The following is a 21,036-nucleotide window of genomic DNA, read 5'->3' as shown; positions in this document are numbered from 1 at the left end:
CATGAAGAGACTGTCCGTACAGGCGCCGAAGGGCGTCGTGATGATCCGCCCGCACCACTTCGGCCCCAACCCGATGACGGCCAAGGACAATGCCTTCCAGGCGACCGACGCGGCGCGCCAGCCGACTGCGATCGCCAAGGCCGCCTATGACGAAGTCAGCCGCATGGCCGACGGGCTTTCGAACGCCGGCGTCGCAGTCCATCTCTTCGAAGACGAGACGACGACGCGGCCGGACTCGGTGTTCCCCAACAACTGGTTCTCGACCCATTCGGGTGGCCATGTCGCGATCTATCCGATGTATTCGGAAAGCCGTCAAAGCGAGCGCCGCTCCGACATCATCGAGATGCTGAAGAACGAGTACCGCGTTCAGGACGTGATCGATTACTCCGGCCTTGAAAAGGACGGCGTCTACCTCGAAGGCACGGGCGCCATGGTGCTCGACCATATCGGTCGCGTCGCCTATGCCGCACGTTCCAACCGCACCAATGAAGTGGCGCTAGAACGCTTCTGCACCCACTTCAATTTCGAGCCGATGATCTTCGGCGCGGTCGATCGCCAGGGCAACTCGATCTACCACACCAACGTGCTGATGTGCATCGGCACCGAGTTTGCGCTGATCGGCACGAGCATGATCCCGGATCTCGCCCGTCGCCAGGAGATCTGCTTGCGGCTTGAGGAAACCGGCCGCCAGGTCATCGATCTGACGCTGGAGCAAATCGAGAACTTCGCCGGCAATGCCATCGAACTCGACGGTGCCGATGGCCGCGTCGTGGTCATGTCGGCTCGCGCGCTCGCCTCGCTCCGCGCCGACCAGATCAAGGCGCTCGAAGTCTCTGCCCGTGTTCTCGCCTTCGACGTTCCGACCATCGAGCTCGCGGGCGGCTCCGTGCGCTGCATGCTCGCTGGCGTTCACCTGTCACGTCGGGAAAACGTGAACAAGCAACCGCTTTACGCCGCCATGTCCGATCGATAGAAGCACCTCATCCAAGCCAAAGGTCTACAAATGTCGCAGTCACGCCCCGTCTACCAGTTCAACAACATCATCGTCCGCACCCCGTCGAAGTCGGTCGTCAACGGCCTTCGCGCCGATGACCGCGGCAACCCCACCTTCGAAGGTGTAAAGGCAGAACACGATGCCTATATCGCGGCGATGAAGGACGCGGGCGTCAAGGTGACGGTGCTGCCGGCGCTCGAAGCCTTCCCGGACTCGATCTTCGTCGAAGATCCGGCGCTGGTCTTCACCGAAGGCGCGATCCTCTTGCGTCCGGGTGCCGAAACCCGCGTCAAGGAAACGCCGGAGATCGAGCCGACGCTTCGCGCCATGTTCGAAACGGTTCTCGATCTGCCAGGCACCGGCTTTGCCGATGGCGGCGACGTTCTGACCACCCGCGAAAGCGTGATGATCGGTCTTTCGGCCCGTACCAACAAGGTTGGCGCCGAAGCACTTCAGGCCTGCCTGACCAAGCTCGGTCGCAAAAGCGAGATCGTCGCCACGCCTGAAGGCGTGCTGCACTTCAAGACCGATTGCTCGCTGCTCGACGACGAGACCGTGCTTTCGACCGCGCGCCTCGCCAAGTCCGGCGCCTTCGAGCGCTTCAAGCAGGTGATCATTCCCGAAGGCGAAGAGCCGGCAGCGAATGCGCTGCGCGTCAACGACGTCGTCATGGTCGGCTCGGACTTCCCGCGCACGATCGAGATGCTCGACAAGCTCGGCTACAAGGTCGTGCCGATGAAGACGACGGAGATCGGCAAGATCGACGCAGGTCTTTCCTGCATGTCGCTACGCTGGTTCAGCAACACGCTCTGACCCGACGCAATCCCCGAGGAGGAACATTATGAAGACGTTGAAGACCGCCCTGTTCGCAGGGATCGCCCTTTCCATGGCTGCCGGCAGCGCGTTTGCCGAGGAGACGCTGCGCCTCGGCATGACGCCGGAGCCCTACATGCCCTTCACCCAGGTGAACGCCGGCGGCGAGTGGGAGGGCCTTGAAGCCGATCTCTCCCGCGCGCTCTGCGAGAAGATGGCCGTCAAGTGCGACATCAACCAGATGGCCTGGGACGGTCTCATCCCGTCGCTGAAGGAAAACAAGGTCGATTTCATCATCGGCGCCTTCTCGATCACCGACGAGCGCCGCCAGGTCGTCGATTTCTCGACGCCCTATTACACCGAAGGCACGTCCTTCGTTGGCTCCAAGGGTGACACGAGCGAGATCAAGACGGCCGACGCCGCCGACGGTTCTGGCAAGATCATCGACCCGGCAAGCGTCGAGGGCAAGATCATCGGCGTGCAGACGTCGAGCGTGCAGTCGGCCTATGTCGCCAAGTACCTGACCGGCGCCGAAGCCAAGAGCTACGACACCGCCGACAACTCGGTCGCCGACCTCATCGCCGGTCGCGTCGACTACGTGCTCATCCCCGACCTCTACATCCAGACCTTCCTGAAGACGCCTGAAGGCGCCGACTACGAGGTCAAGGTCGAAGTGCCGAAGAACGTCACGCTCGGCGAAGGCGTCGCCTATGCCGTCCGCAAGGGTGACGCTGCGACCCTCGACAAGGTCAATGCCGGCCTTGCCGCGCTCGAAAAGGACGGCACGACGCAGAAGCTCGTCGACAAGTGGATCTTCGGCAAGAAGTAAACCGAATTTCGGAGGGCGGCGGCCAGCGTCGCCGCCCTCATTCGCCAAAACCGGCCGCAGCGCCGGGGCACCATCGCAGCAACCGCTACAGCCACCTTGCCCGCACCGATCGGGCAGCGGCGTAGGGGCTGACGAGACAATCGGGAACAGGTAACGACGGATGGACTATTACTGGCAATTGCTTGCCTGGGGCGGCGAGGGCTGGGGCGACGATTTCGCCTGGGGCCTGGTGATGACCCTGCAGGTCTCCGTGGTCGCCTATGCGGTTGCGGTTCTCTTCGGCTTCCTGGGCGCTGCCGGCAAACTGTCGAAGCACCGGATCCCGCGTTTCCTTGCCGATATCTACACGACGGTCGTGCGCTCGCTGCCTGAGTTGCTCGTCATCCTGCTTCTCTATTTCTCGGTCGCGAGCGGTGCCGAGCGGCTGTTGAAGCACTTCGGGCTCGTTGCCGAAACCTTTCAGTTCAGCTCGTTCTGGGCGGCGATCATCGCGCTCGCCTTCGTCTCCGGCGCCTTCATGACCGAGGTGCTGCGCTCGGCCTTCCTCTCCGTGCCGCCGGGCCAGATCGAGGCGGCGGTTTCGATCGGCATGAACAGGCGCAAGGTCTTCACCCGCATCATCTTCCCGCAGATGATGCGCCACGCGGTCCCCGGCATGGGCAATCTCTGGCTGTCTATCACCAAGGAAAGCGCCATCATCAGCGTGCTCGGCTCCTTCAGCGAGCTGCTCTACACGGGCTATCGCGCGGCGGCAGGCACCAAGCAGTACATCTTCTTCTACGGGCTGACGGCCATTCTGTTTCTGGCAATTACGCTCGTGTCCGTCCTGGTGATCGCCCAGATCGAGCGCCGCCTCAATCGGGGGCACAACTGATGGAAACGATCTCCAACGTCGTTGGCTTCCTGCCGGCGCTGATCAAGGCGACACCGCTCACGCTGCTTCTGACGGCGGTCGCCGGCGTCTTCGGCCTCGTCATAGGCACGCTCGTGGCGCTCGCCCGGCTTTCCGGTCGCCGCGTGCTTTCGGTTCCGGCCTATGTCTTTACCTTCGCCTTCCGTGGTACGCCGCTTTTGGTGCAGATCTACCTGATCTATTACGGCCTCGGGCAAATCCTACCCGGCACCTGGGTGCGCCATAGCTTCCTCTGGCCCTATCTGCGTGACGGCCTGTGGTATGCGATCTTTGCACTCAGCCTCAACCAGGCGTCCTACAATGCCGAGGTCATCCGCGGCGCGATCAAGGCGATCCCGCGCGGCCAGATCGAGGCGGCAAAATCGATCGGCATGCGCTCGTCGATGGTCCTGCGCCGCATCACCCTGCCGCAGGCGTTCCGCTCGTGCCTGCCGGTTTTGACGGGTGACCTGATCATCCTGCTGAAGACGACGTCGCTTGCCTCGACCATCACCATTCTTGAGGTCATGGGCACCGCCCGCATGCTGCAGCGCCAGTCGCTGCTGATCTTCGAACCGCTGATTGCCGCCGGCATCATCTATTTCACCGTCGTGTTCATCCTGACGCGCATCATGGGCGTCGTCGAGAAGCGGCTCACGCGCTACCGCACGGCGAAGGCATAAAGAGGAGACGCGCCACGGCGCGCGAGAGGAATGAACATGGTCGCATCAGCGCTTTCGGTGAAGAACATTCACAAGAGCTTCGGGTCCGTCGAGGTGCTGAAAGGCGTCTCCTTCGAGGCGAAGTCCGGCGACGTCATCTCGCTGATCGGCAGCAGCGGCTCGGGCAAGAGCACGCTTCTGCGCTGCATCAACTATCTGGAGACGCCGGACGAGGGCGAGATCTCCGTCTCGGGCGAGGTGATCCGCACCGTCAAGGGCAAGGACGGCAAGTTCCATGCAGCCGACAAGCGGCAGCTCGAACATATCCGCACGCGCCTCGGCATGGTGTTCCAGAGCTTCAACCTCTGGTCCCACAAGACCATTCTCGAAAACATCATCGAAGGGCCGATCCACGTGCTCGGCATGACCAAGAAGGATGCGATCGGCGAAGCCGAACTGCTGATGGAGAAGGTCGGCATCACGCCCAAGCGCGACCACTATCCGAATCAGCTCTCGGGCGGTCAGCAGCAGCGCGCGGCAATTGCCCGGGCGCTGGCGATGAAGCCTGAGGTGATGCTTTTCGACGAGCCGACCTCGGCGCTTGATCCGGAACTCGTCAACGAGGTGCTGCTCGTCATCAAGAAGCTCGCCGAGGAGGGCCGCACCATGGTGATGGTCACCCATGAAATGTCACTCGCCCGTGATATCTCCAGCGAAGTGATCTTCCTGCACAAGGGTTTGGTCGAAGAACGCGGCGCCCCCCAGCAGATGATGCGTGACCCGCAATCGGCGCGCCTGCGCCAGTTCCTGCAGATGGCTTGAGGAGGCCCCGATGCGCGACACCAATTTTTCCGAGTTCCTGCCCGAACTCGTCGATATCCGCCACAAGCTGCACGAAATGCCCGAGATCGGCCTTTCCGAGGTGAAGACCTCCGAGTTCGTTGCGGGACTGCTGCAGTCCTGGGGCTTCGAGGTCACCCGCGGTCTTGCGACAACCGGCATCGTTGCGACGCTGAAGCGTGGCAACAGCAACCGCGCCATCGGCTTTCGCGCCGACATGGACGCGCTGCCGATGCAGGAGGAAACCGGTCTTGCTTACCAGAGCAAGCATCCGGGCGCGATGCATGCCTGCGGCCATGACGGCCACACCAGCATGTTGCTCGGTGCCGCCTGGGCGCTGTCGAAGGACGAAAGCTTCAACGGTACGGTTCATCTGATCTTCCAGCCGGCCGAGGAAAACTTCGGCGGCGGCAAGCTGATGATCGAAGACGGCCTTTTCGAGCGCTTCCCTTGCGAGCGGGTTTATGCGCTTCACAACTGGCCGGGTCTTCCGGTCGGCCAGTTCTCCAGCCGCGCCGGTGCCATAGCGGCATCGATCGACGTGCTGACGCTGGCGATCAAGGGTAAGGGCGGCCACGGCGCCCAGCCCGAACTGACGGTCGACCCGGTCGTCGTCGGTTCCAGCGTGGTGATGGCGCTGCAGACGCTGGTTTCGCGCAATGTGTCGCCGCACCAGCCGTCCGTGTTGACGGTCGGCTCGTTCCAGGCGGGCTCGGCCTCGAATATCATTCCGGATACCGCAGTGCTGGAAATCAGCATGCGCGCGATGGATCCTGTTGTTCGCAAGCAGTTGCAGGAGCGCGTCGAGCAGATCGCCCGCCTGCAGGCGGAAAGCTACAACGCCGAAGCCGTCTTTGACTGGCAGGTCGGTTATCCCGCGACGATCAACGATGCTGAGGCGGTCGAGGATGCGCGTGCGGTGATTGCCGACACATTCGGCGCTGATGCCTATGTCGAGCTTCCCGAGCCGTTGATGGGCAGCGAGGATTTCTCCTTCCTGCTGGAAAAGGTGCCGGGCGCCTATGTGCTGATCGGCAATGGCGACAGCAGCGGACTGCACGCAACCCGCTACGATTTCAACGACGACATCCTTGAGCGCGGCGCGACCTATTTCTACCAGCTCGCACGCGCGGCGCTCGTTTAAGCGCGAGGAATCAAACGCCCGGCCGCTCAGGTGGCCGGGTGCATGTCTCCAAAGACCGTCGGGATCAGTTCCGACACGGTTGGGTGGATATGAACCGCGTGCGTGATCGTCGTGTAGGGCTTGCCCGCATACATCACGTCGAGGATGCTCTGCACTGCCTCGTCGCCGCTCGTTCCGAGGATCGAAGCACCGAGGATCTCCTTGCTGTCGCCGTCGACGATCACCTTCATGAAGCCTTCGGTCTCGCCCTTTTCCACGGCGCGGCCGACGCGGGTCATCGGCCTCGTGCCGATGAGCAGCTTGCGCCCCGATTTGCGCGCCTCGGTCTCGGTCATGCCGGCGCGACCGAGCGGTGGATCGATGAAGAGGCCGTAGGTCGAAATGCGATCGCTGACCTTCCGCGCCTCTCCGTCGAGCAGATTGGCGGCGATAATCTCGAAGTCGTTATAGGCCGTATGAGTGAAGGCGCCGCGTCCATTGCAGTCGCCCATCGCGAAGATGTGCGGTACGTTGGTCCTGAGCGCCTCGTCGACTTCGACATAGCCGCGGGCGTCGGTCTTGACGCCGCTCCGGCCGAGCTCGAGGTCGTCCGTGTTTGGCCGGCGGCCGGTTGCAAGCAGCAGGTGAGAGCCGACGATCTCGGGCGCGCCCGCCGTGCAATCCACGCCGGCGACCACATCGTCGCCGCTCCTGGCAAAGCGGATGCATTCGGCATTGAGGCGAAACTGGATGCCCTCTTTTTCGAGGATCGCGAGAATGGCGTCTGAAACGTCCGCATCCTCCCGGCCGATCAGCCGCGGCCCCTTCTCGATTACGGTGACCTCGGAGCCGAAGCGACGGAACATCTGCGCAAACTCGAGTCCGATATAGCTGCCGCCGACGACGATCAGGTGGCGGGGCAGGGTGTCGAGATCCATGATCGAGACGTTGGTGAGATAGGGCACCTCTGCGACACCAGGGAAATCCGGGGTTGCGGCGCGTCCGCCGACATTCAGAAAGATCTGGTCGGCCGAGAGCAGCGCGTCGCCGACTCGGATCTCATGCGGGCTTTCGAAGCGCGCATGGCCTTCGAAGACGGTGCAGTTCTCCATGCCTTTCAGCCAGTTTTCGATGTTTCCCCTGGACGTGAACCGCACCGTGTCCTTGCGCGCCATGACGCGGGTAAAGTCGATGGTGACGGGACCGGTCGTCACGCCATAGTCCGCGCCCCGTCGCGCCAGATGCGCGGCATAGGCGCTCGCGACCATCGCCTTGGTCGGCATGCAGCCGGTGTTGACGCAGGTGCCGCCGAAGTGCTTGCGCTCGATCAGCGCGACGGTTTTGCCCGCTGCCGTCAGCCGGCCGGCAAGCGATGGGCCGGCCTGGCCGGCACCGATGATGATTGCGTCGAAATGTTTCGTCATGAGACCGAGGACACCACCCAGAGTGCGAGGAGAACGGCAACAGCATCCTCGAGAAGGGCGATCGGCAGGTCCTTGCCGCCGATGGCCGCGACGAGGCGCTTGCGGGCTTCATAGCCGCCGAGCGTGCCGATGACGGCACCGATAACGCCGGCGACCAATCCTTGGAGCATAGCATGTCCGGTCAATCCGAGCGCGGCCCCGCAGAACGCGCCGCTGACGATGCGGGCGCCGAACTGTTGCGGCACCTTTCGGCTCGGTGTGCTCGGCAATTGGTCGGTGACGAACTCAACTAGGGCCAGAAGGCCGAAGATGTAAGGTGTGAAGCGAAAGCCCATGAAGGCCGCCCAGGTACCGCTGAGCGGCAACCATCCCGCGGCTGCGCCAATACTGACGGCGGCGGGTGCGGTCATGGTGCGCAGGCCAGCGACCACGCCGATAATGAGCGTCAGAAAATAGATCGACATCGTGTCCCCGAACGTTCGCCGGGCGAACCCAAGCCACCAGCCCCCAAGCGGTTCGGGTCGAGCGGCATCGCAACCAAGAGTGAAAGCGGGTGTTTCTGGCGGGCCGCGATCAGAGTGGCCGACAACGCCGGCGATTGCAACGCCCAATCAGCTACCGCCATAAACGGTAGTCTATGCTTTCGATCGTGTTTATCAATGTAGGAAAATATTCGCCTGCCACAGTCTCTGGATGCAACCCTATTTTTTGCCGGGGGCTGACATATATGGAATGGCTTGCCCCGACGGAGCGGACGTTCCGTGATCAAACTTGCGCATCGAAATCCGAGGAGAAACCTATGCGCCTGACCAGACTGCTTATCGGAACTGCCCTTGCCTTCACCTTGACTGCCGCCGCGGCGAGCGCCGATGTGGTCGTATCCTCGAAGATCGACACGGAGGGCGGCGTGCTCGGCAACATCATCCTTGCCGTGCTCAACGCCAACAACATAAAGACGGTCGATCGCGTCCAGCTTGGGGCGACGCCGGTCGTACGCAAGGCGATCACCGCCGGCGAGATCGACATCTATCCGGAGTATACCGGCAATGCCGCCTTTTTCTTCGAAAAGGCCGACGATCCGGTCTGGAAGGATGCCGCCAAGGGCTACGAGACGGCCAAGAAGCTCGACTATGACGCCAACAAGATCGTCTGGCTGACGCCATCGCCGGCCAACAACACCTGGGCGATCGGCCTACGCAAGGAAGTCGCTGACGAAAACAAGCTGAAGACGCTGAGCGATTTCGGCAAGTACATCGCTGGCGGCGGCAAGGTCGTGCTCGCGGCGTCGTCGGAATTCGTGAATTCGGCCGCCGCACTGCCGGCCTTCCAAACCACCTACGGCTTCACCTTGAAGCAGGACCAACTGATCACGCTTTCCGGCGGTGATACCGCGGCAACGATCGCGGCCGCGGCGAACCAGACCAACGGTGCGAACGCAGCCATGGTCTATGGCACCGACGGCGGCATCGCCCCGTCCGGGCTCGTGGTCCTGGAAGACGACAAGGCCGTCCAGCCCGTCTATCAGCCGGCCCCGATCATTCGCGAAGCGGTGCTCAAGGAAAACCCGCAGATCGAGGAACTCTTGAAGCCCGTGTTCGAGAAACTGGACCTGGTGACGCTGCAAGACCTGAACGGTCGCGTGCAGGTCGGCGGCGAACCGGCCAAGGCGGTCGCCGAGGACTTCCTGAAGAAGAACGGCTTTCTGAAATAAGTTGACGGAGATCCGGGACGCTGGTCGGATGGCTGGCGTTCCGGGGATAGGCCTGCAGGTGCCGGAGATGCGCCGGCACAGGCGGGGAGGGAATGTGGTTTGAAAGCACTCCGCTTTGACAAGCTCGGAGCGATCATTGCGGCCCTGGCGCTCGGCGGCGCCTTCATAGCGCCTTTTGCAACGTTTCGTGCCAACCGTATCGTCGCCGGTGAGGTCAAGTCGGTGGCCGACGCCCTGCCTTCGGGGTGGAGTGCCGTGCTGTTGGGCATCGTGGTCTGCGCGGTCATCGTCGCGCTGGTCCGATCGCCCGCTTACCTACGTCTCGCTGCCGCCTTTGTCGCGCTCGCCGCGCTGGCGCTCGGCATCGGCGTTGCCGCCACGCATCTGACACCCGAAGCCAACACCTATGCCCGCGTCTCGCCGGCTTCGGGCTTCTGGATCATGCTCTTTGCCTTCGGGTTGCTCGCCGCCGACGCCTTGACGCGACTGCGCCCGGCGCCCTTCGTGCGCATCGTCGTTCTCGCCGTCGTGCTGGCCTTTGCTTCGGCCATCCTTCTTGCCGGCGCCTGGGACGGCCTGTCGATTCTCAAGGAATATGCAAGCCGGGTGGACACGTTTTGGGCGGAGGGCCGCAAGCATGTGACCCTGGCGCTCGGTTCGCTCGTGGCTGCGACCCTCGTCGGCATCCCGCTCGGCATCCTCTGCCACCGCGTCACGCGGCTGCGCGATGGGTTGCTCGGCGTCCTGAACGCGATCCAGACGATCCCGTCGATTGCGCTCTTCGGCATTCTCATCGCGCCGCTCGGCTGGATCGCCCTCCATGTGCCGGGTGCGGCTGCGATCGGCATTCGTGGCATCGGTGTTGCCCCGGCCTTTGTTGCGCTCTTTCTCTATTCGCTGCTGCCTGTCGTCGCCAACACCGTCGTCGGTCTGGCAGGCGTTCCGCGGGACGCGAATGATGCCGCGCGTGGCATCGGCATGACCGATTGGCAGCGGCTGGTCGGCATCGAATTTCCGCTGGCCTTCCCGGTGATCCTCACCGGCATCCGCATCGTGCTCGTCCAGAATATCGGCCTTGCGACCATCGCTGCGCTCATCGGCGGCGGCGGCTTCGGCGTCTTCGTCTTTCAGGGCGTCGGTCAGACCGCGATGGACCTCGTGCTGCTCGGCGCCGTCCCGACGGTCGTGCTGGCGTTCGCCGCGGCGATCGTACTCGACGCGGTGATCGAGATGGCCACACCCAACACCAGGCAGGCAGAGGCCGCATGATCGAGATCGAGAACATCACCAAGCGATATGGCGAAAGCACCGTTGTCGACGACGTCAGCCTGACGATCGCGCCGCGCACCGTCACCGTCGTCGTCGGCACCTCCGGCTCCGGCAAGACCACGCTCTTGCGCATGGTCAACCGGCTGGTTGAGCCGACCTCGGGCGCGATCCGTCTCGATGGCGAGGACAATCGTTCGCTGCCCGGTTATGAGTTGCGCCGGCGGATCGGCTATGCAATCCAGGGGCACGGTCTGTTTCCCCATCGCACCGTAGCCCAGAACATCGCGACCGTGCCGACCTTGCTCGGATGGGAACGGGCGCGCATCGATGCGAAGGTGGAAGAACTCCTGCGCCTTTTCCAACTCGATCCCGCCGATTTCGGTCCACGCTTCCCACACGAGCTTTCCGGCGGCCAGCAGCAGCGTGTGGGCGTTGCCCGGGCGCTTGCCGCCGAGCCGAAGGTGCTCTTGATGGACGAGCCCTTCGGGGCGCTCGATCCGATCATCCGCGCCAAGGCGCAGGACGACCTGCTTGCCATCCAGAAACACTTCCAGACGACGATCATTCTCGTCACCCACGATATGGAAGAGGCCTTTCACCTCGCCGATCGCATTGCCGTCATGGACAAGGGCAAAGTGGTGCAGTACGCGACCCCCGCCGAAATGCTGCTGAAACCGGCCACGCCCTTCGTCGAAAGCCTGATCGGGGCGGGCGAACGGCCCTACCGCCTGCTCGCGATCGCGCCGGTCTCGAGCGCGGTTGAGCCCGGGGCCGCCGAAGGCGCGCCGATATCGAGCGATGCCAGCCAAAGGGAAGCCCTGGCCGAACTCCTCTGGTCCGGACGAGATGCGTTGCCGGTGGCAGGTCCCGACGGCGCCGTAATCGGCAGGGTCAGCCTGGAGGGGTTGGCCAAACGCGCGGCCGGTCCAGCCTGATGCCGAAGCTCGCCACTCTCATTCGCATCGCGGTTTTCCTGGTTCTCGTCGCGTTCCTGCTGCAGCCCCATTGGTTCGAGCCGCTGCTGCGGCCGCTGGTGCAGGACAACGCCCCCGTCATCTACAACCAGGGAAGCCTGCTGCAGCTGACGTTCTTGCATCTGCGCACGGTGGCGCTGGCGGTGGCAGCGGCCGCGCTGGTTGCGCTTGCGCTTGCCATTCTCGTCACGCGCACGTCCGGAGCAGAATTCCTGCCGCTGTCGCGCAGCCTGGTGAATATCGGTCAGACCTTTCCGCCCGTCGCGGTTCTTGCGCTCGCTGTTCCGATCTTCGGTTTCGGCGAAAAGCCGACGCTGATCGCGCTTTTTCTCTATGGCCTGCTGCCGATTTTCGAGAATGCGCTGACGGGGCTGACGACCTTGCCTTCCTCCGTCATGGAGGCGGCGCGCGGCGCCGGCATGACCAGCGGCCAGCGGCTTCTCAAGGTGGAGTTGCCGCTGGCGATGCCGGTGATCCTGGCGGGTATCCGGCTTTCGGTCGTCATCAGCCTGGCAACCGCCACGATCGGATCGACGGTCGCCGCAAAAACACTCGGCGAAGTAATCATCGCCGGGCTGCAATCGAACAACCTTTCCTTCGTCGTCCAGGGCGGCCTGATCGTCGCAACGCTTGCGGTGCTTTTGCACGATGGGTTGCAGGCGGCGGAGCGGAAGCTTGCTGCGCGGATGGGGCGCTAGGCGCAGGCGGTGGCGACGCGCGGCCGGGCAATCGGCCGGCTGTCGCAGCAAACTGCGGTCACCCGTGTTAGGATGGCCGATGCTCTACCGCGGCGCCAAAAGTCCTGTTGTCAGGGACATGGGTGGATTCAAGGTCAGGCTCAACATGCCCGGCTGGCTGTTGCCATGGCCGCGCGATCATGGCTACGGACCGCTCGCGATGGTCGCTGAAACGATATTGGATCCTGGCAGGCTGGTCGCCATGCACGAGCACAGGAACGACGAGATCCTGTCATGGGTGCCGGAAGGGGTCATGCGCCACGACGACCGGGCGACCGGCAGACTGGTCACCGATCGCGCGCATCTGATGGTGATGAACGCCGGGCAAAGCTTCTGGCATTCGGAGGAAACCTTGTCTGGTGATCCTCCGCTGCGCATGCTGCAAATTCTCGTGCGCCCCCATAGCGTCGATCTCCCGCCAAACATTCAGTACGGTCCGATCGAGCCGGCGCCCCTCAATTGCTGGCGGCATCTCGTTGGGGCCGAGGGGGAGGGAGCGCCATTCTACTTCCGCAACGCCATCGATTTCTTCGATCTCAGGCTCGAGGCGACGGCAAAGGTGGCGTTTCCCCGGAAGGAGGGGAGGCACCTTTACTTCTATGTGTTCTCCGGTTCGGTGGAAGTCGGGGGCGTCCGGTTTGACGAGGGAGATCAGGGGCTCCACCAGTCGGACGGACCATTGGACCTCGTCGGCATCGGCAACGCGCTGATCGTCGCGTTCCTGATCGATCCGCGGGCGCCGTTAGCGCGCAAGGGGACGGTCGGCGATCATCCCAAGATCCCGTCACCCGTTCTGGCGCGGACCTTGCTGACACTGCTACGCTTGCGCGATCGTCTCCGACGGAGGAGCTAAGTGGATCAGCGACCCCTCACGCAACGTGCAGTGGTCTGGACCGCTTTCCTCCTGCCGTAGAGTTGCGATGCGTGCACCCTTCTTGGTTGTCTGTAGAATGCCTGCTTTGTCGGCATTTGCCTGAGATATGAAAATGAATTTCACAATTTTACAAAATATGCGGATTTGAGTTGACGGCCTGAAAAAACTGTCCCAGTCTGCGAAAATAAATTACGCCAAAAGGCAGGGGAACAGGACGAGCATGAAAGTTGGCATCATCGGACTCGGATTCCGTTTGGGTTATCTCGGCTATGTCTTCAAGGCCATGAACGAGAGCTTCGAAATCGCCGGATACGTCGATCCGAACCCGGCCGGTCTGGCCACGCTCACCGAAAAAGGCATCTCGCCTGGCAAGGCCTACGCGACGCCCGAAGAACTGATCGCCAACGAGAAGCTCGATCTCCTGATGATCGGCTCGCCCAACCACATGCACCTCGACCACATCCGGATCGGCCTTGAAGCCGGCCTGAAGGTCTTCAGCGAAAAACCGATCGTCACCACGATCCAGGAAAGCCTGGAACTCGCAGCGCTGATGGCGAAGTTTGGCCATGAGCGGCTGATGGTCGGTCTCGTGCTGCGCTACGCGCCGATGTACCGCGACCTCCGCCAGGCGCTTGCCGAAGGCAAGCTAGGGCAGGTGGTCTCGATCGAGGCTTCCGAGCACATCGAGCCCTACCATGGCGCCTTCTTCATGCGCGACTGGCGCCGCTACGAGCGCTATTCCGGCAGCTTTATGCTGGAGAAATGCTGCCACGACCTCGACCTCTACAATGGCGTCGTCGGAGCCCGGCCGGAACGCGTCGCAAGCTTCGGCGGCCGCAAGAGCTTCATCCCTGCCAACGACCCGGCCCGCGAAGGCATCAACGACCTCGAACTCTTCCATCGCAAGCCGAGCGGCTGGATGGGGTCCGACAAGGTCTTCGACAGCGACGGCGACATCATCGACTACCAGGTGGCGATCGTCGAATACGCCAACGGCGTCGGCATGAACTTCCACACCAATCTCAACGTGCCGGATCAGTTCCGCCGCTTCTGCATCATGGGCTCGCGCGGCATGGCCGAGGGCGATTTCATCCGCGGTTACTTCGACGTGCACGAGATGCTGACCGGCAAGAAGGTCATCGAGAACAAGTACAAGGCCACCGAACTGTCGCAGCACTATGGTGCCGACGAGCAGATGGCAACCGACATCATCGGCCACGTCCGCGACGGCCGACCTCTGCCGGTTTCGACGCGCGATGCGCTGGAAGCCGGCATTCTGGCGCTCTCCATGGACGAGGCTCGGCGCAAGAAGAGCGTCATAGACCTCCGGCCCATATGGGACCGTTTCGACGAAGCCCTGCATTCCCGCGCGGCGTAAGGGGAGGCGACGGATGAGTGTTCAACGCAGCACAGTCATCTTCGCCTGGATCCTGCTTCTTCCTGCTGTTCTTTACGTCACGGTGATCGTCGCCTATCCGCTGGTCGACACCTTCATCCTGTCGTTTACGGACGCGTCGCTGAAGAAGACGACCAATTGGGTCGGCTGGACCAACTATGACAAGATCTTCAACGAGACCTTCGCCGAGGTCATCTTCCGGACCTTCATCTGGACGTTTTTTTCGGTGTCGATCAAGATGATCATCGGCGTTTTCGGCGCAACGATGCTGAACGCGGCCGTGCCCGGCCGGGCGCTTTTCCGCCTGCTCACCATGCCGCCATGGATCGTGCCGATGGCCATCGGCATCTTCATGTGGGGCTGGATGTACAACGGCCAGTTCGGGATGATCTCCGGCGTGCTGCAGAACATGGGGTTGTCGAACGGGCCGATCGCCTTCCTCGCCCGCGGAGAGACTGCCTTCTGGGCGACGATCATCACGGACGTGTGGATCGGCGTGCCGCTAGTGACGCTCTATATGCTGGCAGCCATGCAGGCGATCCCGCAGGATCTCTATGAGGCCGCGTGGACCGATGGGGCAGGGCGTTTCTATCGCTTCCGCCGCATCACGTTGCCTCTGCTCGTGCCGTCGCTGATCACCATGTCGATGCTGTCGCTGATCGCGACCTTCAACTCGTTCGATATCATCTGGATCCTCACCCAGGGTGGACCCAACGGTGAGACGACGACGATGATCATCGACACCTATCGCACCGCGATCGGGTCGAAGAAGTATGGCGAAGGGGCAGCGCGCGCCGTGCTGATCTGCATCTTCCTGTCGATCTTCTGCTTTGCCTATTTCCGGGTGACGAGCCGCCTTTCTCAGGGGGAACAGAAATGAGCCAGCCTGCCCTGATCAATCGCTACCGCTGGTTCGAGCTTGTCGGAATCTATGCCGGTATCTTCGTGTTCCTGTGCTTTATCCTGGCGCCCTTCGTCGAGGGCTTTCTGGTGTCGCTGAAGCCGCTCGGGCTGCTGTTCTCGTCACCCTATCGCTTCTGGCCGGAAAACGGCTCGTTCGCCGCCTACTTTACGATGTGGGAGAGCGTGCCGGGCTTTGCCCGCTACATCTTCAATTCCTTCTTCATCTCCACCATCGTCACGGCCATCGTGCTGGTGCTGGTCATACCCGCTGCCTATGCCTTCGCCCGCTTCAACTTCCGTGGCGCCGGCGTGCTTTTGGGGGCATTCCTTGCCGTCAACATGTTTTCGGGCGCGGTGCTGCTGATCCCGCTCTTCCGGCTGATGCGCACCTTCGGCGTCCTCAACACTTATCTGGCCATGATCGTGCCGGGCGTTGCCTTCCTGATCCCGTCGGCGATCTGGCTGTTGCGCACCTACATGATGCGCATCCCGCGTGAACTGGACGAGGCCGCCTTCGTCGACGGCGCCAGCCACTTCTATACGCTGCGCCGGGTGATCCTGCCGATCGCCATGCCCGGCATCACCGTGGTGGCGATCACCACCTTCATCGGTGCCTATGCCCAGCAGTTCATCTACGCGCTGACCTTCAATTCCAAGAGCGAATACATGCCGCTTCCCGTCGGGCTGTTTGCCTATTTCGGACGCCAGGAGGTGGTCTGGAACGAACTGATGGCGGCAAGCTTCGTCGGCATCGCGCCGGCCGTCGTCGTGATCTTCCTCTTGCAACGCTATCTCGTCAGCGGGCTCACCGCGGGCGCGGTGAAACAATAAGACTTAAGTCAACCACCAGAGAACGGGAGCATAAAAACGTGTCTATTCAATTCAAGACGGGGGTGCTCGCCCTTGCCCTGCTCGGCTCGACCGCGCTGGGCGCCGTGACCGCCAAGGCGGCCGACCAGGAGATCAGCTGGATCTACTGCGGCGACACCATGGATGCGGTCCACCAGAAGTACATCAAGCAGTGGGAAGAGAAGAACCCGGGCTGGAAGGTAACGCCTGAAGTCGTCGGCTGGGCCCAGTGCCAGGACAAGGCAACGACCCTTGCCGCCGCCGGCACACCGGTCGCCATGGCCTATGTCGGGTCGCGCACGCTGAAGGAATTTGCACAGAACGACCTTATCGTTCCCGTGCCGATGACGGACGACGAAAAGAAGACCTACTACCCCAACATCGTCGATACCGTGACCTTCGACGACAACCAGTGGGGCGTTCCGATCGCCTTCTCGACCAAGGCGCTCTACTGGAACAAGGACCTGTTCAAGCAGGCCGGCCTCGATCCGGAAACGCCGCCGAAAACCTGGGCTGAAGAGATCGAATTCGCCAAGACGATCAAGGAAAAGACCGGCATTGCCGGTTACGGCCTGCCGGCCAAGACCTTCGACAACACCATGCACCAGTTCATGCACTGGGTGTACACCAACAACGGCAAGGTCATCGACGGCGACAAGATCGTCATCGACAGCCCGCAGGTGCTCGCAGCGCTGCAGGCCTACAAGGACATCACGCCTTTCTCTGTTGAAGGCGCCACCGCCTACGAACAGAACGAAATCCGCGCCATCTTCCTTGACGGCAAGGTCGGCATGATCCAGGCGGGCTCGGGTGCCGCAACGCGCCTGAAGGAAACCAAGGTCAACTGGGGCGTAGCACCGCTGCCGCTCGGCCCGGAAGCAAAGGGCGAGGGCACGCTGCTCATCACCGACAGCCTGGCGATCTTCAAGGGCTCGGGCGTTGAGGAGAAGGCGATCGAATTCGCCAAGTTCATCACCTCGCCAGGACCGCAGGGCGAATACGAGCTTCAGGGCGGCGCCGGCCTGACGCCGCTGCGTCCGTCGCCGATGGTCGATGAGTTCGTCAAGAAGGATCCCTATTGGAAGCCGTTCATCGACGGCATCACCTATGGTGGTCCCGAGCCGCTCTTTACCGACTACAAGGGCTTCCAGAACGTCATCATCGAGATGGTTCAGTCGGTCGTGACCGGCAAGGCCGAGCCGGCCGACGCCTTGAAGAAGGCGGCTTCCAGCCTCGAAGAGTACAAGTAAGGCCACCGGGGCCGCGCGCCGACAAGATCGGTTCGCGGCCCCACCTAACTCTGCTATAAATGAGCCGCTTCTCGCCGGTGGCCGGAGACAGTTTCTTGGGACAGCTCAATCTCAATCGGGTTCAGAAATTCTACGGGACGTTCGAGGTGCTGAAAAGCATCGATCTCGAAGTCAGGAACGGTGAGTTCGTCGTTTTCGTCGGGCCCTCCGGTTGCGGCAAGTCGACCTTGCTCAGGATGATCGCTGGTCTCGACGAGACCAGCTCGGGGGACATCCTGATCGAGAACAAGCGCGTCAACGATCTGCCGCCGGTCAAGCGCGGGATCGCCATGGTCTTCCAGTCCTACGCGCTCTATCCGCACATGTCGGTCTTCGAGAACATCGCCTTTCCGCTTCGCGTGGAAAAGATGGCCGAGGAGAAATTGAAAGCCAAGGTGGAGCATGCCGCGCGCATCCTGCACCTGGACCAGCGGCTGCAGCAGAAGCCGGGCATGCTTTCGGGCGGCCAGCGCCAACGTGTCGCGATCGGGCGGGCGATCGTGCGCGAGCCGAAGATCTTCCTCTTTGACGAGCCGCTCTCAAACCTCGATGCGGCCCTTCGGGCCGACATGCGCATCGAACTGGCGAAACTGCACCGGCAACTGAAAGCAACGATGATCTACGTCACGCACGACCAGGTCGAGGCGATGACGATGGCGGACCGGATCGTCGTTCTCAATGCCGGTGAGATTGCCCAGACGGGCGCGCCGCTGGAGCTCTACCACAAGCCTGCCAACACCTTCGTTGCCGGCTTCATCGGCAACCCGAAGATGAACTTCCTGCCGGTCACCTGCAAGGGCGTCAGCGATGCCGGCGTCGAGGTCGACTACAAGGGGCAGACGGCGGTCATCCCCGTCACCCCGCAAAGCGGCCTTGCCGGGCGCACGCTGACGCTTGGCGTGCGGCCGGAGCACATCATGCTCGGGTCCGGCGACCTGACCCTCAAGGTGACGCCAACGGTCATCGAACGGCTCGGCGCCCATACGGTCGCCTATGCGGCTATCGGTGGTGAGGGCGAGAACTTCTGTGCCATGCTGCCGGGAACAGCAGCTGTGCGACCGGAGGAGACCATCCAGACAGGCATCAAGGCAGTCGATTGCCACCTGTTCGACGAGGCTGGCCTCGCGCTCGAACGTCGCGTCGAGTTGACCGACATCGATATGGGCGTGCTCGACCCCGCGGCTGCCTGACGTCGTCGAAGCCAGGATCATGGTCGCGGCCAATCAGGGCGCGGCCAGTGTTTGGCCGTTGTGGCTGGATATCCGGCAGCTCTACCTGTAAGGATTGCCGGTCGCCGACGCCCTCTATTCAAAGGCGATCAAGCGCACTTGGATAGAGCATCATGACGCTTGGCCGCTATACGGAACTTCCCCATCTGGCCGACGCCAATGCCGGGATCGAAGTCGTCTGGGCGTCTGTCAGTCGCAACGAGGGCAGCTACCGGGTCCTGCCGGATGGGCGATGCGACATCATCCTCCGATTTGCGCTGAACGCCCTGCCACTCCGCGAGCTGACGCCGATCGTGACCGGTCCAACCACGGGCTATTACGATGTTCCGCTGGAACCCGGCGCCGCCTTCGTCGGCGTGCGCCTGCGACCTGGCCATTTCCAGAAAATTCTGGGCCTGGAGCCGATCCGGTTGCACGGTGACGCCCTGATCGGCGCAGCGGCTCTGGGTCAATGGCCCGACATGGCCGCCCTTTGCGTGCCGGCATCGGACCAGCAGGAGCTTGCCGGCCGCCTGGTGCGGTTTGTCCGCAAGCGTGATGCCGAGAGCGACTTTGAAGTGGCGCCGCTCGGCCGCAACATCATAAGCGCGCTGCACGCCTCGGGCGGGCGGCTGCGCATCGCCGAGCTTGCCGCGATGCACGGTGTCTCCGAGCGCACCGCCAGACGCGTTCTCCTTCGCGCAACTGGGCTCACGCCGAAGGCGTTTGCCGCCATCATCCAGTTCCATCGCGCCTTGCGGCTGTTGCGGGATCACCATCTCAGTCCTGCGGATGCCGCGTTCGAAGCCGGTTTCGCCGACCAATCCCACATGACCCGGGTCTTCCGGCGGCTGGGCGGGTTCTCGCCGGCGCGCTTGCCCGAAGTCACACTGGTGACGATCTCGGACTGATGTCCGAATTGTTCAAGATCAGAGCCTGGCAATGAATGATGATCGCCCGTAACCGTTCGCGCTGCTTCGGGTAGCGCGCTTAGCGCGTTGCCGACTTCGGCGGCGAGCAACCCTTGGAGACGAACCATGGCCGTCCGTTTCGGATACACAATCCTCTATGTTCCCGATGTGCCGGCAACGGTCTCGTTTTATGAGGCTGCCTTTGGTCTGAAGCGCAGGTTCGTACACGAAAGCAGCCTCTATGCGGAGATGGAGACGGGTGAGACGGCTCTGGCCTTTGCCAGCGAAACCATGGCGGAGCTGAATGGTTTTGCTGTTCGCGCGAACCGCAGGAGCGATCTTGCCGCCGGGTTCGAAATCGCGCTGGTCTGCTCGGCGCCGCACCAGGCCTATGAAAAGGCTGTTTCGGCCGGAGCATCGCCGGTGAAGCCGCCGGAAGAAAAGCCGTGGGGGCAAGTGGTGGGCTATGTTCGCGATCTCAACGGCTGCCTTGTCGAACTCTGTTCCGCCACGCCCGCTTAGCCGCCCGGCCCGACCACGCAACCCACGAACGCCATGACTCAGGAGGAGCCCGCCTGTGCGCCCGACCACTGCCTCGCCCTGCATCACGACCAACCAGATCGGCGCGTCGCGAGACTTCTATCAGACATATTTCGCCGCACGGCTGACGTTTGACTGCAGCTGGTACATCAGCCTGGAACTCGGCCAAGGCCTGTCCCTCCAGTTCATGGAACCGCAACAGGGGCAGCCTGTGTGCAACACCGAAGGCCTCACCTACAATTTCTGCGTCGCAGACGTCGACGGCGAGTATAGCCGGATCAGGGCAGCAGGCCTTGCCCCGGCGTTGCCGATCGAGGATCACCCATGGGGAGATCGTGGCTTCGCCGTAAAGGATCCGAACGGTGTCCTGCTCTATATTTACTCGAATCGCGAACCCGCGCCGGAGTTCAAGCCGTTTGTCATCGCTTCGGGTGCGGCATGATGGATGACCGGATCCAGACCCTTCTGCGGGAGATCGAGCTTCATCGCGGCGATCAGTTCGTGATCGTCACCCGACTACGGGAGATCGCGCTCGCCTCGGGCCCCGCAGTCACCGAAGAGGTGAAGTATGGCGGCATCCTGTTTTCGTCCAAGGACAGCTTCTGCGGCGTCTTTTCCTACGCCCAACACGTGACGCTGGAGTTTAGCCGGGGCGCCGCTTTGCCCGATCCACATGCCGTCCTGGAGGGTTCAGGCAAGCTTCGCCGCCACATCAAGCTCCTGGGCCCGGCGGATATAGATGAGAAACAAGTCGCGCTATACATCAAGATGGCTCGCGAGGCTGCCGATCGCTGAAGG

23 protein-coding genes are annotated in these 21,036 nt (G+C 62.5%); 21 read left to right on the top strand and 2 right to left on the bottom strand.

What is annotated here, in order from left to right:
• Position 1 precedes the first annotated feature (1 nt).
• The 7 genes from ctlX to IB279_RS23250 all read left to right on the top strand — a co-directional run bounded on the left by ctlX (position 2) and on the right by IB279_RS23250 (position 6,174).
• A complete protein-coding gene (gene ctlX, locus IB279_RS23280; RefSeq protein ID WP_034799479.1) occupies positions 2-973 on the top strand; it encodes a citrulline utilization hydrolase CtlX in 972 nt (323 codons plus the stop codon).
• A 30-nt stretch (positions 974-1,003) separates the two neighbouring features.
• Positions 1,004-1,807, top strand: coding sequence for a dimethylarginine dimethylaminohydrolase family protein (locus tag IB279_RS23275; protein ID WP_034799482.1), 804 nt, complete (start codon positions 1,004-1,006; stop codon positions 1,805-1,807).
• A 28-nt stretch (positions 1,808-1,835) separates the two neighbouring features.
• Positions 1,836-2,636, top strand: a complete 801-nt coding sequence (locus IB279_RS23270; protein WP_034799485.1) for a transporter substrate-binding domain-containing protein — start codon at positions 1,836-1,838, stop codon at positions 2,634-2,636.
• Between the two features lie 160 nt (positions 2,637-2,796).
• A complete protein-coding gene (locus tag IB279_RS23265; RefSeq protein WP_034799489.1) occupies positions 2,797-3,510 on the top strand; it encodes an ABC transporter permease in 714 nt (237 codons plus the stop codon).
• The gene (locus IB279_RS23260) at positions 3,510-4,211 is read left to right on the top strand and encodes an ABC transporter permease (protein WP_060586196.1); all 702 of its coding nucleotides are present in this window, start codon (positions 3,510-3,512) and stop codon (positions 4,209-4,211) included. The genes IB279_RS23265 and IB279_RS23260 overlap by 1 nt, the downstream gene beginning before the upstream one ends.
• A 36-nt stretch (positions 4,212-4,247) precedes the next feature.
• On the top strand, positions 4,248-5,012 hold the full coding sequence (locus tag IB279_RS23255; RefSeq protein ID WP_090426603.1) for an ABC transporter ATP-binding protein: 765 nt from the start codon (positions 4,248-4,250) through the stop codon (positions 5,010-5,012).
• A 10-nt stretch (positions 5,013-5,022) separates the two neighbouring features.
• Entirely contained in the window at positions 5,023-6,174 is a 1,152-nt protein-coding gene (locus IB279_RS23250; protein WP_113188850.1) for a M20 aminoacylase family protein, read from the top strand.
• A gap of 26 nt (positions 6,175-6,200) precedes the next feature.
• Here the strand turns inward: IB279_RS23250 and IB279_RS23245 are convergent, their stop codons facing one another.
• Together IB279_RS23245 and IB279_RS23240 are read right to left on the bottom strand one after the other, a co-directional pair.
• The gene (locus IB279_RS23245; RefSeq protein ID WP_192339852.1) at positions 6,201-7,577 is read right to left on the bottom strand and encodes an FAD-containing oxidoreductase; all 1,377 of its coding nucleotides are present in this window, start codon (positions 7,575-7,577) and stop codon (positions 6,201-6,203) included.
• A complete protein-coding gene (locus tag IB279_RS23240) occupies positions 7,574-8,041 on the bottom strand; it encodes a membrane protein (protein WP_034799505.1) in 468 nt (155 codons plus the stop codon). Before IB279_RS23240 ends, IB279_RS23245 begins: the two co-directional genes overlap by 4 nt.
• A gap of 335 nt (positions 8,042-8,376) precedes the next feature.
• Here IB279_RS23240 and IB279_RS23235 point away from each other — a divergent pair, with 335 nt between their 5' ends.
• The 14 genes from IB279_RS23235 (at position 8,377) to IB279_RS23170 (ending at position 21,033) form a co-directional block, all read left to right on the top strand.
• A complete protein-coding gene (locus IB279_RS23235; protein WP_060518255.1) occupies positions 8,377-9,288 on the top strand; it encodes an ABC transporter substrate-binding protein in 912 nt (303 codons plus the stop codon).
• Between the two features lie 99 nt (positions 9,289-9,387).
• The gene (locus IB279_RS23230) at positions 9,388-10,557 is read left to right on the top strand and encodes an ABC transporter permease (protein ID WP_060601441.1); all 1,170 of its coding nucleotides are present in this window, start codon (positions 9,388-9,390) and stop codon (positions 10,555-10,557) included.
• Positions 10,554-11,492: an ABC transporter ATP-binding protein gene (locus IB279_RS23225; RefSeq protein ID WP_034799514.1), complete on the top strand. Its 939-nt coding sequence runs from the start codon at positions 10,554-10,556 to the stop codon at positions 11,490-11,492. Before IB279_RS23230 ends, IB279_RS23225 begins: the two co-directional genes overlap by 4 nt.
• Entirely contained in the window at positions 11,492-12,229 is a 738-nt protein-coding gene (locus IB279_RS23220; protein WP_060518250.1) for an ABC transporter permease, read from the top strand. Before IB279_RS23225 ends, IB279_RS23220 begins: the two co-directional genes overlap by 1 nt.
• A gap of 79 nt (positions 12,230-12,308) precedes the next feature.
• On the top strand, positions 12,309-13,121 hold the full coding sequence (locus IB279_RS23215; RefSeq protein WP_090295900.1) for a pirin family protein: 813 nt from the start codon (positions 12,309-12,311) through the stop codon (positions 13,119-13,121).
• Positions 13,122-13,362: 241 nt separating this feature from the next.
• A complete protein-coding gene (locus IB279_RS23210; RefSeq protein WP_113188849.1) occupies positions 13,363-14,520 on the top strand; it encodes a Gfo/Idh/MocA family protein in 1,158 nt (385 codons plus the stop codon).
• 13 nt (positions 14,521-14,533) lie between these two features.
• On the top strand, positions 14,534-15,418 hold the full coding sequence (locus IB279_RS23205) for a carbohydrate ABC transporter permease (RefSeq protein WP_034799524.1): 885 nt from the start codon (positions 14,534-14,536) through the stop codon (positions 15,416-15,418).
• Positions 15,415-16,272: a carbohydrate ABC transporter permease gene (locus IB279_RS23200; protein ID WP_113188848.1), complete on the top strand. Its 858-nt coding sequence runs from the start codon at positions 15,415-15,417 to the stop codon at positions 16,270-16,272. The genes IB279_RS23205 and IB279_RS23200 overlap by 4 nt, the downstream gene beginning before the upstream one ends.
• 38 nt (positions 16,273-16,310) lie before the next feature.
• Positions 16,311-17,540, top strand: a complete 1,230-nt coding sequence (locus IB279_RS23195; RefSeq protein WP_034799533.1) for an ABC transporter substrate-binding protein — start codon at positions 16,311-16,313, stop codon at positions 17,538-17,540.
• Positions 17,541-17,635: 95 nt separating this feature from the next.
• A complete protein-coding gene (locus IB279_RS23190) occupies positions 17,636-18,769 on the top strand; it encodes an ABC transporter ATP-binding protein (protein WP_034799536.1) in 1,134 nt (377 codons plus the stop codon).
• A 152-nt stretch (positions 18,770-18,921) separates the two neighbouring features.
• Positions 18,922-19,698: a helix-turn-helix transcriptional regulator gene (locus IB279_RS23185; protein WP_113188847.1), complete on the top strand. Its 777-nt coding sequence runs from the start codon at positions 18,922-18,924 to the stop codon at positions 19,696-19,698.
• 126 nt (positions 19,699-19,824) lie between these two features.
• The gene (locus tag IB279_RS23180) at positions 19,825-20,220 is read left to right on the top strand and encodes a VOC family protein (protein WP_060518244.1); all 396 of its coding nucleotides are present in this window, start codon (positions 19,825-19,827) and stop codon (positions 20,218-20,220) included.
• A 55-nt stretch (positions 20,221-20,275) separates the two neighbouring features.
• Complete coding sequence (locus IB279_RS37980) at positions 20,276-20,680, top strand: VOC family protein (protein WP_060518242.1); 405 nt, start codon at positions 20,276-20,278, stop codon at positions 20,678-20,680.
• Entirely contained in the window at positions 20,680-21,033 is a 354-nt protein-coding gene (locus IB279_RS23170; RefSeq protein WP_200949900.1) for a DUF1801 domain-containing protein, read from the top strand. The genes IB279_RS37980 and IB279_RS23170 overlap by 1 nt, the downstream gene beginning before the upstream one ends.
• Positions 21,034-21,036: the final 3 nt, after the last annotated feature.

It is taken from the genome of Ensifer sp. ENS06 (genome assembly GCF_014852205.1).
GTDB lineage: Bacteria > Pseudomonadota > Alphaproteobacteria > Rhizobiales > Rhizobiaceae > Ensifer > Ensifer adhaerens.
This window is presented reverse-complemented; position numbering and strand designations above follow the sequence as displayed.